The sequence below is a fragment of the Streptomyces sp. NPDC002573 genome (assembly GCF_042889625.1).
Lineage (GTDB): Bacteria > Actinomycetota > Actinomycetes > Streptomycetales > Streptomycetaceae > Streptomyces > Streptomyces gibsoniae.
The window spans coordinates 1-14,057 of record NZ_JBIARC010000115.1; the positions used below are offsets into that span (position 1 = coordinate 1).

Here is a 14,057-nt window from a genome sequence, read left to right on the forward strand (position 1 = left end):
ACGGGCCGGATGTCACAAGCCTCGATGTCCAGGCTGCTGGCGGAGGTGGAGGACATCGACGACGTGATCGAGGTGACCAACCACCTCACCACCGTATGACCCCTTATGCGGATCCGTTCCTCCGGTTGCCACGCGGTGCACGACTCCGGTCATCCGGCTGCGTAGATCGCGGCAGACGCTGGGGGTGGGTTCGCGTGTGCGGGGTTTGTCCCCGGGGTGTTGTCGCTGGTCACTGTGTGCCTTTCGTTGCCGACGTGTCGCCCGTCGGCCACTTCGGACCCCCTGTCCGGAGTATGTGCGCAACCCAGGGCGCCGCAGTCTGTGCAAACCTGCGAGTGCGACGCGGGCTGCCTTCGGTCCGGCACGGCGAACGGAGAACGGGTGTGGTTACGAGGCGGCGTGTCATCCAGGCTGCCGTTGCCGGAGGCGCGTTCGTTGTCCTCCCCACCGGCCTCGGATTCGTCCCGGCGAGGTTGTCGTCACCGGCGGGGGGCACGGCTCTGGTTCCGGAACGCATCGGAAAGTACCGCGCGCCTCTGGTGATCCCCCCGGTCATGCCCCGGTCTCGCCGCGGCCCGGCGGATGGGATCGACCACTACTCCATCGGTGTCCGTCAGTTCCGGCAGCAAGTGCTGCCTCCTGGCTTGCCGGCGACGACGGTGTGGGGCTACGGCTCCACAGAGGACCCTGGCACCTTCCACTCCCCTGCGTTCACCATCGAAGCCCGGGTCGGCACGCCCGTGCGGGTGCGGTGGAAGAACGAGTTGCTCGATCACTCGGGTCGTCATCTGCCGCACCTGCTGCCGGTCGATCCGGCACTGCACTGGGCGAACCCGCCAGGTGGGACGGGGGGCCGGGATGGGCACCCGATGTTCCGTTCGACACCGGGTCCGTACACCGGCCCGGTACCGATCGTGACGCATCTGCACGGAGGCCGGAACACCGAGGAAAGCGACGGATACCCCGAAGCCTGGTACCTTCCCGAGGCTGTCGACATCCCCGCCGGCTACGCCCGGGTCGGATCGTTCTACGACGTGTACAAGCACAAGGCCGAAGCCGCCTACGACGTCACGTGGGAACCGGGAGAGGCCGTCTTCCAGTACGACAACGAGGAACGCCCGGCGACCTTCTGGTTCCACGATCACACCTTGGGAGTGACGCGCCTGAACGTCTACGCCGGCTTGGCCGGGTTCTACCTCCTGCGCGGGGGACCGGCGGACCTGCCCACCGGCGTCCTGCCCGGGCCCGCCCCTTGCCCTGCAGATCCACCGGGGCGGAGGTATTACGAGATCCCGCTCGTGATTCAGGACAGGTCCTTCTACACGGACGGCAGTCTTCTCTACCCTGCGGGCCGCGCTGCCTTCGACGGATTCAAGGGCCCCTACGTGCCGGGCAGCGATGTCCCGCCGATCTGGAATCCCGAGTTCTTCGGCGACACGATGGTGGTCAACGGCAGAACCTGGCCAGTCCTCGATGTCGAGCCCCGGCGCTACCGACTTCGCGTGCTCAACGGGTGCAATGCGCGGTACCTCATTCTGAAGGTCGTCGCCGATCCCGTCGCCCGCCGTCCCGCGGCACCAACCCTCGCCTTCTGGCAGCTGGGAAGTGAAGGCGGCTTCCTTCCCGCCCCCGTACAACGCGAGCAGTTGCTCATCGCTCCCGCGGAGCGCGCCGACGTGATCATCGACTTCACCTCGGTAACCGTCGGCACCGCTCTGTACCTCATCAACGAGGGTCCCGACTCGACGTTCCAAGGCGGGAGGGCGGGAACCGACTTCACGCCCGCGAACCCGGGCACGACCGGGCAGGTTCTGAAGTTCGTCGTCCGATCCCCGACCTCGTTCGATATGAGCGTGCCGCCGTCTCAACTGACCCTGCCGCCACTCGTGCCTCTGGGCACGGCGGACCGCGTCCGCCGGCTTTCCCTCAACGAGCAGAACTCCGCCGTTCTGCCGCACGTCGGCCCCCGTCGAGTGCTTCTCGGGACCGTCGACAGCCACGGAAAGCCGGTCCTCATGCAATGGGATGACCCTGTGACGGAGAACCCGACGCTGGGAGCAACCGAGATCTGGGAAATCCACAACTTCACCGCCGATGCTCACCCGATCCACATCCACGAGGTCCAGTTCCAGATCGTCGACCGGCGCAAGTCCGGGCAGAAGACCCTCTTGCCCGCTGAGCCATGGGAGCGCGGCTTCAAGGACACCGCCATCGCCTACCCGGGCACCGTCACACGACTCAAAGCGACGTTCGACCGGGCTGGCCTGTTCGTATGGCACTGCCACATGCTCGAACACGAGGACAACGAGATGATGCGGCCCTACCGCGTCGGACCGGCCCAGTACACCGAGGTGAGCCCACAAGCCCGTCACCAACCGCCGTGACGGAGGCACCAGGGCCGACCGGCCCCTTGCCTCACCCCGGACAGCCCATGCGATCACCATCCGATCCGCAGGATGCTCGAAGTGTTGAGAGGCCAGGAGGCGCGTGATGACAGACGACACGCTCTGCCGGCACCCGGTCTATGCCCTGCTCGCGGACGGCACCACCGTGCTTATCCGCACCGTGGAGCCGGGCGATCACGATCAGTTGCGGGACTTCTACAAAGAGATGTCCCCGGAGAACCTCCGTTTGCGGTTCTTCGCGATCAGCGCGCGGTCGGCCACCATGGCCGCCGACCGCGCGTGCGGCCCGGAGCGTCCGGGATATCGGGCGCTGCTGGCCGAGACACAGGGCCAGGTCATAGGCCTCGCCGAGTACGACACCGGAGGCTGTGGCGACGCGGCCGAGATTTCCATCGCGGTCGCCGACCGACTGCACCACCGAGGAGTCGGCACACTGCTCGTCGAGCACCTGGTCTCGGCGGCGCGTGCAGAGGGTGTCACCACATTCTCGGCCGACGCGCTGTGTGAGAACCGCGAGGTGCTCCGGCTCTTCGCCGACCTCGGGCTGCGCACGGCACGTCGCTTCGAGGGACCAGAGGTTCGCTGCACCATCCTCCTCGACGAGGACGAGACCTACCTCTCTGCCGTGGAGGAGCGGGGCCGGGCAGCCGACGTGGCCAGCCTGGAGCCCCTGCTAAGACCGGACGCGGTCGCCGTGGTCGGCGCGGGTCGCAGACCGGGGTCGGTGGGGCGGGCCGTCCTGCACCACCTTCGAGCGGGCGGCTTCACCCGTCGGCTGTTCGCCGTGAACCCCCACGTCGCCTCGGTTCTCGGTGTGCCCTCCCACCCCTCGGTCAGTGCCCTGCCCGTGGTTCCGGATCTTGTGGTCGTCGCCGTGCCTGCCACGGCGGTCCCGGCCCTGGCCGAGGAGTGCGGCAAGGTGGGTGTACGGGCGCTCCTCGTCGTCAGCGCCGGTCTCGACCGGAACCAGGCCGAGGCCTTGCTGGGAGCGTGCCGCAGCCACGGCATGCGGCTCGTGGGGCCCAACTGCCTCGGCATCTCCAATACCGACCCAGAGCTGCGGCTCGATGCCACCTTCGCCGCCGACCATCCCCGCCCCGGCACCGCCGGGGTCGCCGTGCAGTCCGGCGGGGTGGGGATCGCGCTGCTCGAGGGACTCTCCCGACTGGGCATCGGGGTCTCGTCCTTCGTGTCGCTCGGCGACAAGTACGACGTCAGTGGCAATGACATGCTCCAGTGGTGGGTGAGTGACCGCCGTACCGACCTCGCTCTGCTGCACCTGGAGTCCTTCGGCAACCCGCGGGCGTTCTCCCGTACGGCCCGCCGTGTGACCCGTCGTATGCCCCTCCTGACCGTGGACGCCGGGCGCACCGATGCGGGCCGCCGTGCCGCCGCCTCGCACACCGCGGCGGCCGCCACCCGCACCATGACTCGGCAGGCGCTGTTCACCCAGGCCGGCATCACCGCCACCCGCTCGGTCGGCGAACTCCTGGAAGCAGCCGCCCTGATGCATGCGCAGCCGCTCCCGGCAGGGACCCGGGTCGCGATCGTCTCCAACGCGGGGGGCGTCGGGGTCCTGGCGGCCGACGCCTGCGTGGAAGCGGGCCTTGCCCTGCCATCGCTCGCGCCCGAGGTGATGGACGGACTGGCCGCCGTGCTGCCTCGCGGTGCAGCGGTAGGGAACCCCAGCGACACCACCGCCGCCGCCTCCGAAGACCAGCTCCGGAACTGCCTGGACCGGCTCCTGCGCTCTCCCGGCATCGACGCCGTCCTGGTGGCCCTCGTACCTACGGCGGTCGCCGCGGCGACCGGTGAAGACCTGGTCCGCGCTCTCACCGACGGCCCCGCGCACCAGGCACGGCCGGTAGTCGTGGTACGCCTTGAGCAGGACCTTCCGGTGAAGCTGCTGCCCGCCGCCCACGGCGGCACCATTCCGTCGTTTGCGGACCCGCAGGTGGCGGCACGGGCGTTGGCTCACGCTGCCCGCCGCGCCGCCTGGCTCGCCCAACCCGTCGGAACGGTCCCGGACCTCGACGGAGTCGACACCCGGCGTGCCCATGAGATCACCGATGCCTACCTCACGCTCCAGACAGACGGTGGCTGGCTCGAACCGCGCACCTGCGCCGCGCTGCTGGACTGCTACGGCATTCCACAGCTCCCGTGGGCCTGGGCCGAGACCGAGAGCGACGCCGTCCGCGCCGCCCACCAACTGCGCGGCCTCGACGGCCGGGTCGTGATGAAGGCCCACTGGCCGGGATTGCTGCACAAGAGCGAGGAGCAGGCCGTCCGCCTCGACCTGCAGGGTGACGCGCAAATACGGGCTGCTTTCCGGGACTTCGAGACACGATTCGCGAGCCGGATCACGGGCGTGGTGGTCCAGCCGCTCGCCGCGCGCGGAACCGAACTGTTCGCCGGCGTCGTCCAGGACGAGGTCTTCGGACCGCTGGTGCTCTTCGGACTGGGTGGCACGGCCACCGAGGTGCTCGCAGACCACGCCGCGCGGCTCGCCCCCCTCACCGACCACGACGTCCACGAGCTGATCACAGCCCCACGATGCGTCCCGCTCCTGTTCGGCACGCACGGTGCCGGGCCCGTCGATCTGGAGGGCCTGGAACAACTACTCCTGCGGGTGTCCCGCATCGCGAGTGATCTGCCGCAGCTCGCGGAGGCCGACTTCAACCCCGTACTTGCGACGCCCACCGGAGTCACCGTGCTCGACGCACGCGTTCGCCTGCTGCCGCGCATGCCCTGGGACCCGTATCTGCGTCGACTTCGCTGAAGGAGGAAACGGACATGAAGCGCAACAAGGCCGGCTCCGCGATGACCAGTGATGTCATCCGCGCCGAGTGCTTCGCTCCGTTCAAGGAAGTCGCACGACTGCTCGCGGACGGCTGGATCAGGGGACTGCCGGTGGTGGACGAGGACGACAAGGTCATCGTGGTCGAAGGCGTGGGGGTCCCCCTCATTGGCCAGTTGGAACGCAGGAGCAGGACAGAGATCGTCCTCTCCATGACGAAGCAGATCGACGGCGTCGTCGCGGTGGCCAACCAGCTCACCTGCCGCTTCTACGACTCCCGCCTGCCACCCTGACGAGCCATCACGTCACGGTATCGCCGACGATTGCCTGCGCATTCCGTGAAGGAGATGAGGATCATGGCCACACTGCCATCGTCGAACGCCGTGAGGGGCAACTCTACTGGCGACCTCGGGCGCCGGATCGCCCAGCGGCGTAAGCGGCTCGGCTTGTCCCGGGAGGAAGCAGCTGATCGGGCGGGCATGGCCGCCAGTTATCTCCAGTACCTGGAGGAGCAGCCCATCGCCACGCCCGGCGCTGCCTCCCTTCTCAGGCTGGCCGGAGCACTCGAGACCACCGTCCGGGAACTCACTGGCGGCGATATCGATCTGCCGCCCGGCCTTGGTCAGGCGGGTCGGCGTCCGAAGTTCACCGAACTGAGCCCACAAGCGTGCTGGGACCTGCTCTCGACCCACGGCGTAGGCAGGCTCGCCGTGACCACCCCATCAGGACCGCTGATCCTCCCCGTGAACTACAGCGTGGTCGAGGGCTTGATCGTCTTCAGGACCCATCCCCACACCGCGCTTGCACAGACTCTGGGCTGCCAGGTGGCCTGCGAGATCGACCACATCGACGGAGCGTTGAGCCAGGGATGGAGCGTTCTGGTGTGCGGACCAGCCAGCTGCGTGACGGACCCCGACTCCGTAAGGCTCCTGCAAGAGCGGGCTTACAGCGAACCGTGGCCAGGCGGACAGCGCGACATGTGGATCCGTATCAATCCACTCAGAGTCACGGGCCGTCGGATCACCGTGTGACGGGACGCGGGGATCCTCGACGCCGACTCGAAAGGCATGGTGAGTGGCGTTCGCTCATTTGCTGCAGGCAGTCCCGCTCCCCGCGAGGGTGGCGCGGTCGGCCTTCGAGTGGGCCATCGGGACGCGGAAGGGCGAGCAGGAGACGTATTGCTATCCCGCGTGGTGGAAAAAGTGGACGCAGCCCAGGCGCGCCGGGGAACCGGGTGCCTGGATCGGCCCAGGGCCGCTGGCCTTCGGCACGCAGGACCGCGAAGAACATAACTGTGATCACCTTGTCGGCAGCACGAGCGTGCAGGTCTCTCCCGGTGCCATGGTGACGGCTCGGTCGGCCAGCACCAAGCGGATCGCGGATTCCTCCGAGTCGGGCACGGTGATGCGCAGTTGTCCGCTCTGCAGCCATAGGCCGACACCCCAGTGGCCGCGATAGCGCAGCGAGAACCCGTACTCGGACAGCGTCGGAAGCGGCACCGGGTCCAGCCACAAGGCGTCCTCACGGGTCTCCAAGCCGGTCAGGCCGCGCTGTACCAGGTCGAGGGTGCCGGCCATGGCGCCGAGGTGGATGCCCTCGCCGGTTGTGCCGCCCTGAAGATCGGCGATGTCCGCCTCCAGGGCTTCCTGGCAGTACGTCCATGCCTCGGCTCGTTTGACCCGGGCAAGGACCCAGCCGTGGACGAGTCCGCTGAGGGTGGAGCCGTGGCTGGTGCGCTGAAGGTAGTAGTCAACGGTCTTGCGCCAGACCTCGCCGTCCAGGCTGTACCCGAGACGATGGAACAGCTGTTGAAGCTCCGTGTGCGAGAAGAGGTAGCCGAGCATGAGGACGTCGGCTTGCTTGGATGCCTTGTAGCGGTTGACCGTGTCGCCCTCGGCCTCAAGGATCCTGTCCAGCCTTCGGATGTCACCGTACCGCCCCCGATAGGCATCCCAGTCCAACTCCGCAAGTTCGTCGTAACCCTCGAACTGGCTGATGACGCCCTGGTGGTACGGCACCCTCAACCGCCTGGAGATTTCCTCCCACTTCGGAAGTTGGTCACCGTCCAACTGCACGCGTTCGAAGAGTTCCTCTCGACGCCATGCGGGAAGGCGTCGCAGAAGGTCCAGGGTTCGGTTGAGGACCCAGGCGGCGGTGACGTTGGTGTACGTGTTGTCGTCCAGGCCCGGCCGAGCAGCGTCCGGGTAGCCGTCGTGGTACTCGTCGGGGCCCACGACGCCGCGGATGCGGTAGCGACCGTAGTCAGGGTCGAACACCGAGATGTCCGCCCAGAAGCGGGCGATCTGCAACAGCATCTCGGCCCCCTTGGTGTGCAGGAACTCGGTGTCACCGGTGGCCTCGCAGTACTGCCACACGTTGTAGGCGATGGCCGAGCCGACATGGTGCTGGAGCCGGGAGTGGTCCGGCAGCCAGCGGCCCGAGCGAGGGTTGAGATGCCACTCCGGGGTCTCTTCGCGGCCGTCGCTGCCGCTCTGCCACGGGTACATCGCTCCGGCACGGCCCGCCGCGGTGGCCGCGCGGCAGGCCTGCGGCAGGCGGCGGTAGCGGTAGTCCAGCAGGGCCCGGGACACTTCCGGCAGGTGCAGGTTCAAGTACGGCAGGACGAACAGCTCGTCCCAGAAGACATGCCCACGGTACGCCTCCCCGTGCAGTCCGCGGGCCGGTACGCCCACGTCCAAATCCGCGGTGTGCGGTGACAGCGTCTGCAGGACATGGAACAGATGCAGGCGCAGGACCCGGCCGGCCTGACCGGGCACTTGGACCTCGGCGCGCCGCCACAACTGCTCCCACGCGGCGACGTGTGAGTGCAGCAGGGTTGAGAAGTCCGCGGCTGCGCATATCTGGTCGACTGCGGCCGAGAGCGGGTTGCTGATCGCCGTATCGCGTGAGGTGTGCAGCGCCAGCGTTTTCTCCACGTCGACGGGCCGGCCTGGAGCGATGGGGATCACCAGGTGGTGGACGACGCGGTGCCGGGTGGAACGCACCTCCGACGAGACCGGCGGCTGCCCGGTGACCACTGTCCGAGCCGCCATCGCGATAGCGATGTCGGAGGTGGTGGTACGGCAGTAGAGCCACACCACGTCGGGCTTCTGCGCACCGAACTGCATGTGGGCCAGATGACTCCGGTTGAGGGACCGGTATCGGTGTACGTTGCTGTTGATCACGCCTCCGTCAACGGCGGCCTCGATCTCGATCTCTCCCGCCCAGTCCTCGGCTGTGAACACGGTCCGCAGCGCGCCCAGATGCGGGTCCCCCATATGCACGAGACGAACCTGCTCCACACACAGCACGCCGGCGTCGTCGTCCCGGTAGCGGAACGAGCGGGTGAGCGTGCCGCGGCGCAGATCCAGGCTGTGCCGGTAGTGGTGGAGGCTGCAAGCGCCCGGGGAGAACCATTGGCCCCACGGTCCGTGGGCGGATCGGCAACGGAACCGCAGGAGCAGCCAGTTGGGGAGGTTGACCAGGTCCTCGTTCACCACCTGGCGCCCGGCCACGGTCGACTCCAGACGGTTGTAGCACCCGGCCACATAGGTCCCTGGGTAGTGCACCAGGCCCGCCCTGCACTCGGGAACCGCGCCACGGGTGGCGAAATAGCCGTTGCCGAGCGTGCACAGCGATTCACGCAGTCGCTCCGCGTCGGGGTCGTAGCCTTCGTACTCCCAGGTCCACTCCGACATCCGACGCCCTCACCCCTCTTCACGAGATATGCGTGAGCTCGACCCGTGTGCCGGAGCTCAGTCGGGCTGAGGGACGACCGCAACCGGGCATGCGGAATGGTGCAGCAGCGCACAGGTGACCCTGCCGAACTGCAGTCCGGAATGACCGTGCCGTCTGCGAGCGCCGACGACGACCAGGTCGGCATCGGCCGATGCTTCCAGAAGGACCTTGTGAGCCGGGCCCTCGACCGGCTTGCGGTGCACATCGACCTGGGGGCGGCCCTGTACGGCTTCGCGCAGCGCTTCGGTGAGGTGGGTTGAGGCCTGCTCCTGGTACACGCGAGCGGCATCGTCCTCTCCCTGGACGAAGTCCGGGAGATGGTGGCCCCCGTGCTCATGGGCCGGGACCCGCCAGACCCGCACGGCCTCCAGGGCACAGCGGCGCGTCCCGGCCTCGCGGACGGCGAACCGTACGGCTCGTGATCCCCCGGGGGATTCACCGACCCCGACCACCACCCGCCCAAGGGCTCCCTGCCGGTTCTGCTCCGAGCCACGGACCACGATGACCGGGCACACGGCGCGGCCGGCCACTGCAAGGCTGACCGACCCCAGCAGCAACCCGGGGACCTCGCCACGGCCGCGGGAGCCTGTCACCAGGGCAAATGCCTCATGCCCCGCCTTCGACAGCGCGGACACCGCATCGTCAGGCAGTACTTCGCCCGAGACCTTCACTCCGGGGTTACGAAGCCGGGCGCGCTCCGTGCAGGAGGCAATAATGTGGTCCGCCATGACCTCTCCGGCCGGACGATCGGTGCTGAAGGACGGACGGCGTCCTTCGTACCGTTCCCACCGGGAGGCATGGACGAGGCGCAGCGGCAGTCCGTGACGTACCGCTTCGTCCACTGCCCAGTCCACTGCCTGCAGGCTGGAATCCGATCCGTCGACGCCCACGACCAGCGGGAATTCCGACATCCCCATCGCCTTCTCCTGTCCGGCCGACGAGAGACCCCCTGCGACTACCGTCGCACCGCACAGGAAACGCCGCGACATGCGGACCGCTCGGCGACCCGGGGCCGGCCGCCGGGTTGCACTGCCCTGGTTTGCGGCGATGGTGGAGTCATACGGTCGGGCGGAGCGAACCCACAGAGCCACCGGTCGTCGCCGTCCAACGGAACGAACAGTGCTCGGTCTCGGCGGACGACGTCCGGCACTCTCAGTGCACTGCGCCGTCCGCGACCGGACAGATTGGCCCGCCCTCCACGTTCGAGGGCAGAGGAAAGGGGAAGGTCATGGTCGGTCCACGGACAGGCATTTTCGGCGCCCTGACCAAGGACCATCGCGACCAGCTCATGTCACTCGCCCGCGAGGTGTCCTTCGAGACGGGCGAGCGCATCTTCAACGAGGGCGCCAAGGCCGATCGCTTTTGGGTCATCCACACGGGCGCGGTCGCCCTCGATCTTCACGTGCCGGGCCGACGTCCGGTGGTGGTCGAAACCCTCGGTGCCGGACAAATGTTGGGCTGGTCCTGGTTCATCCCTCCCCGGCACTGGCACCTGGGGGCCGAGGCCGTCAGCCCCGTCCGTGCCTACGAATTCGACGCAGCGGCGGTCCGTGAGCTGTGTAAGAAGGATCCGGCGTTTGATCATGCTCTGTGTATCTACGTCGCCGGGGTGATAGCGGACCGGCTCAGGGCCGCCCGGGTGCGGCTGCTGGACCTGTACGCGCCGTACGGCGCAGGCGATGTGCCCTGATCGGGCGAAGGGAGGAAGTCCGACGTGCCTGAGACTCCGCACATCGTGAGCGATGTGATGACCCAGAGTGTGGTCGCCGTCAGGCTCAACGCACCCTTCAAGGAGATCGTGCAGACCCTGGGGCAATGGAAGGTCAGTGCTCTTCCCGTCCTGGAGGGGGATGGGCGCGTCATCGGCGTGGTCTCCGAGGCCGACCTCCTGCCGAAGGAGGAGTTCCACGACCAAGATCTGACGCTGTACGCGCAGCGTGAGCGCCTGGCCGACATCGCCAAGGCGGGAGCCGCGACCGCCGAGGAGCTCATGAGCACCCCCGCTGTCACGGTGCATCCCGATGTCACACTGGCCCAGGCGGCCCGGATCATGGCGGTGAGGCACGTCAAGCGCCTTCCCGTGGTGGACGATGAGGGCATACTCAGGGGGATTGTCAGCCGCGGGGATCTGCTGAAAGTCTTCCTACGGCCGGATGACGACATCGAGGAAGAGGTGCGCCGCACGGTGGTGTCCTACCTGTTCCCCGCCCTCAGCCACACCATCCACGTGCACGTGCACGAGGGAGTCGTCACCCTCCGCGGGCGGGTCCAGGACACCTCGCTCATCGCGGTTGCCGCGCGACTCGTCCGGGCCGTGGAGGGCGTGGTGGATGTCGAACCCCTTCTCACTGGCGAGTCCGGCGCTCCGGTGGGATCCGCGGACACGCAGTGACAAGACCGTCAGCGTGGGCAGGCGGACGGTGGGTGCTTGTCGACTGTAAGGAGTCGGGGGTGGAGCGCAGGCGAACTGTGGCGCCCTGGATGTCGAGTGCTGATGGCACTGGGCGGCGCGGTTGACCGCCAAGGTGAGCTCGCGTGATCGCCGCCGTTCCCTGAGAATGTCGCTGTGCCCAACGTGCCACGCGCGACATGCCGACGCGTGGGGTGCCAATCCCCGGATCCGGGGTTTGCCGGACGGGCTCAGCGGCTCGCCTGCGGGCGACAGATTCCTGACACGGTGGACACGTGATCACGACTGGCTGTCACGGCCCGGAAAGGGAGCGGGGACATGCACCACCGGACGGTGGGAGAACTAATGACCCGGGAGGTCGTCCGGGCGCGGCGTGACATGCCGTTCAAGGAGATCGTCAAGCTGCTGGCGGAGAACGATGTCACGGCCGTGCCGGTGGTGGACGAACTGGACCGCCCGGTGGGTGTGGTGTCCGAGGCCGACCTGCTGCGCAAGTGCGCGGACCAGGCCGACCCATTCGGCCGGACACCGATTCCGCATCTGGAGGCCTGGGAGCGGGCCAAGACCGAGGGGGCCAGAGCCGAGGAACTGATGTCGGCCCCCGCGGTGTGCGCGCACCCGGAGTGGAGTGTGGTCGAAGCGGCCCGCCTGATGGAGGTCCACAAGGTCAAACGGCTGCCCGTCGTGGACGAGACGGACCGGCTCCAGGGCATCGTCAGTCGTGGCGACCTGCTGCGGGTCTTCCTGCGCCGTGACGATGCCATCCGCGACGAGATCACCCGATACGTGCTGCAGCAGACGTTGGGCTTTGCTCCCGCAGAGGTGACGGTCGAGGTTCGCGAGGGGCGGGTCACCCTCGGTGGCTCCGTCGAGTTCGAGAGCCTGATCCCCGTCATCGAGCGCCTGTGCCGAAGTGTGGACGGAGTGGTCTCGGTCTCCGAGCACATCGCATACCGGATTGACGACGCCCGGCGTTACCCCACCGGCCTGTAAGACATCCAGGGCTGCGGGCGGAGTAGGCAGGGACCGGCGGCAGGACCGCCAACCCTTCACGGAAGCGGCGGATTGGCCCGCCGTATGGCATGCACAGACCGTGACGGCCGGTCCCGGCACTGGCTCAGCCGGTGATCTCAATGCGGTGCGGCTTCGCCCTCTCGTTCTGCGGGACGCCGTTGGTCAGATCCGCGCTGACGTGCTGGGTGTGGGAGTCACAGCAGCAGACTGGCGCGGTAGTCGGACCGCCCGATGCGGCGGGTGTGCCGCCGGACCACTGGGCGCGGCGCCCGACAGCCAGGAGATTTGTTGTCCAGGCCGCTTCGCCCCGCCGTTCACATGGACCGCCCTTTTGGTGACTGGCGCATGCTCGGCCCGGTTGCGCCGATGACCTCGATGTCGCGCTCGGCGCCATACACCAATTGCTGGGCAAGGTCGTACATGGTCATGCCCCCGCCCGTTCGTCGCCGTTCTCGGGCACATCCACGTCCGCCGGATTACAGGCGCCGCTCCACCGGTCGAGTTCCGCAAGCTCATCGCCGACAACGAGGGCGAGATCATCAAGCTCCCTGACGACACCTTCAAGGTGTCCGGGGCGGACGTCGGGATCGTCCTCCTGCGCCTGGACGTCGACCCCGACCGCACCCTCCCCACCCATGACTGGCACCAGCGCCAGCCGCTCCAGCTCGACCGGTTCGCCACCTCGCCCGTGTGTCGTGCCGTTCGCCCGGCGAAGCACCGGCTTGTTCGGCTGGTTTCGACGTACCGTTCGCCGCAGCGCGCCAACGGCTGATCGGCTCACTAACCGGCGCATACGGCCCACTCGGCCGCCTTTCCCTGGCGCGGCGCCAGGGACTCGCGCAGCGTGGAGGTTAGGGATGGCATCCACCACGGTCGGCGAGATGGCCGCAGGAGAGGTGAGACGTATGGGCACGGACGCTTCCAGGCCTCGTGTCGTGGTCGGTGTCGACGGTTCGCCGTCCTCTCACGCGGCGCTGCGCTGGGCCGTGCGGTACGCCCACCTGATCGGCGGCACCGTGGACGCGGTGGCGGCGTGGGATCTGCCCGGCGCGTACGGCTGGTCGGCTCTGGCCGTGGACGCCGACTTCGAAGAGGCCGTCCCCCGGCAACGGCTGAGCCAGGAGCTGAGTGATGTGCTGGGAGCGGAGGGAGCGGCCTCGGTGCGGGGGCTTGTGGTCCGAGGGAACACCGTCGAGGTGCTTCTGATTGCCGCTGAGGGCGCGGAGGCGTTGGTGGTGGGCAGCAGGGGGCGGGGTGGGTTCGCGCGGGCCTTACTGGGGTCCGTCAGCCAGCACGTCGCTCACCATGCGAAGTGCCCGGTTGTCATCGTGCGCCCGGAATCGCGATGAGGCGGTCCGGCCGTCCATGACCGGGTCCCGACGGCTCGGGGCTCGTGCATGGTGGATCTTGCATGCACCCACCTGCCCGGGTCCGGCCGAGTCGGCTCGGCTCCCGTGGGCTGGAGCCCGTCGAGAGCTACTTCCTGGGCGACGTCAGTATGCCCGTCGTGGCCCGGGCCGAGCGGCCCGTGGTGCTGGTCCGCGCCGAAACCCTCGAAGAGAGTTCTATTCACACTCTAGGGCGGCGTGGTGGTGGCGCTAAGAACTCCTAACAAAGTGAGAGGTTGACCAGTCGGCGCCAGCAGATGATGCCGCAGGCCAGGCTGAGGAACGCTTCGTGGATGTCGTCGCGG

Annotated in this window: 11 protein-coding genes and 1 pseudogene; 9 read left to right on the plus strand and 3 right to left on the minus strand. The window is 68.1% G+C overall.

Translation table 11 applies throughout. The features are described from left to right. Positions 1-95 precede the first annotated feature (95 nt). The 4 genes from ACFYX0_RS43470 to ACFYX0_RS43485 all read left to right on the plus strand — a co-directional run bounded on the left by ACFYX0_RS43470 (position 96) and on the right by ACFYX0_RS43485 (position 6,233). Entirely contained in the window at positions 96-2,384 is a 2,289-nt protein-coding gene (locus ACFYX0_RS43470) for a multicopper oxidase family protein (RefSeq protein ID WP_388980258.1), read from the plus strand. A gap of 106 nt (positions 2,385-2,490) precedes the next feature. Then, positions 2,491-5,184, plus strand: a complete 2,694-nt coding sequence (locus tag ACFYX0_RS43475) for a GNAT family N-acetyltransferase (RefSeq protein ID WP_388980261.1) — start codon at positions 2,491-2,493, stop codon at positions 5,182-5,184. Between the two features lie 14 nt (positions 5,185-5,198). Then, complete coding sequence (locus ACFYX0_RS43480; RefSeq protein ID WP_388980264.1) at positions 5,199-5,495, plus strand: CBS domain-containing protein; 297 nt, start codon at positions 5,199-5,201, stop codon at positions 5,493-5,495. Between the two features lie 54 nt (positions 5,496-5,549). Continuing rightward, a complete protein-coding gene (locus ACFYX0_RS43485) occupies positions 5,550-6,233 on the plus strand; it encodes a helix-turn-helix domain-containing protein (protein WP_388980266.1) in 684 nt (227 codons plus the stop codon). Positions 6,234-6,500: 267 nt separating this feature from the next. Here ACFYX0_RS43485 and ACFYX0_RS43490 read toward each other — a convergent pair whose 3' ends face one another. Then, positions 6,501-8,900: a glycosyl hydrolase family 65 protein gene (locus ACFYX0_RS43490; protein ID WP_311701119.1), complete on the minus strand. Its 2,400-nt coding sequence runs from the start codon at positions 8,898-8,900 to the stop codon at positions 6,501-6,503. Between the two features lie 57 nt (positions 8,901-8,957). Further along, positions 8,958-9,857, minus strand: a complete 900-nt coding sequence (locus ACFYX0_RS43495) for a universal stress protein (protein ID WP_388980269.1) — start codon at positions 9,855-9,857, stop codon at positions 8,958-8,960. Positions 9,858-10,168: 311 nt separating this feature from the next. On the opposite strand from ACFYX0_RS43495, the gene ACFYX0_RS43500 reads away from it, so the two are divergent. The 3 genes from ACFYX0_RS43500 to ACFYX0_RS43510 all read left to right on the plus strand — a co-directional run bounded on the left by ACFYX0_RS43500 (position 10,169) and on the right by ACFYX0_RS43510 (position 12,343). Beyond that, entirely contained in the window at positions 10,169-10,630 is a 462-nt protein-coding gene (locus ACFYX0_RS43500) for a cyclic nucleotide-binding domain-containing protein (RefSeq protein ID WP_311701121.1), read from the plus strand. Between the two features lie 24 nt (positions 10,631-10,654). Further along, positions 10,655-11,332, plus strand: coding sequence for a CBS domain-containing protein (locus ACFYX0_RS43505; RefSeq protein WP_311701122.1), 678 nt, complete (start codon positions 10,655-10,657; stop codon positions 11,330-11,332). Positions 11,333-11,668: 336 nt separating this feature from the next. Further along, positions 11,669-12,343 (plus strand): CBS domain-containing protein, encoded by a 675-nt coding sequence (locus ACFYX0_RS43510; protein ID WP_311701123.1) that lies wholly within the window; start codon positions 11,669-11,671, stop codon positions 12,341-12,343. Between the two features lie 445 nt (positions 12,344-12,788). Here the strand turns inward: ACFYX0_RS43510 and ACFYX0_RS43515 are convergent, their stop codons facing one another. Then, positions 12,789-13,145: a hypothetical protein gene (locus ACFYX0_RS43515; protein ID WP_311701124.1), complete on the minus strand. Its 357-nt coding sequence runs from the start codon at positions 13,143-13,145 to the stop codon at positions 12,789-12,791. A gap of 124 nt (positions 13,146-13,269) precedes the next feature. On the opposite strand from ACFYX0_RS43515, the gene ACFYX0_RS43520 reads away from it, so the two are divergent. Both ACFYX0_RS43520 and ACFYX0_RS43525 read left to right on the plus strand, forming a co-directional pair. Further along, a complete protein-coding gene (locus ACFYX0_RS43520) occupies positions 13,270-13,713 on the plus strand; it encodes a universal stress protein (protein ID WP_311701126.1) in 444 nt (147 codons plus the stop codon). A 95-nt stretch (positions 13,714-13,808) separates the two neighbouring features. Beyond that, positions 13,809-13,925, plus strand: a pseudogene (locus ACFYX0_RS43525) (universal stress protein); the annotation flags it as partial. Positions 13,926-14,057 lie beyond the last annotated feature (132 nt).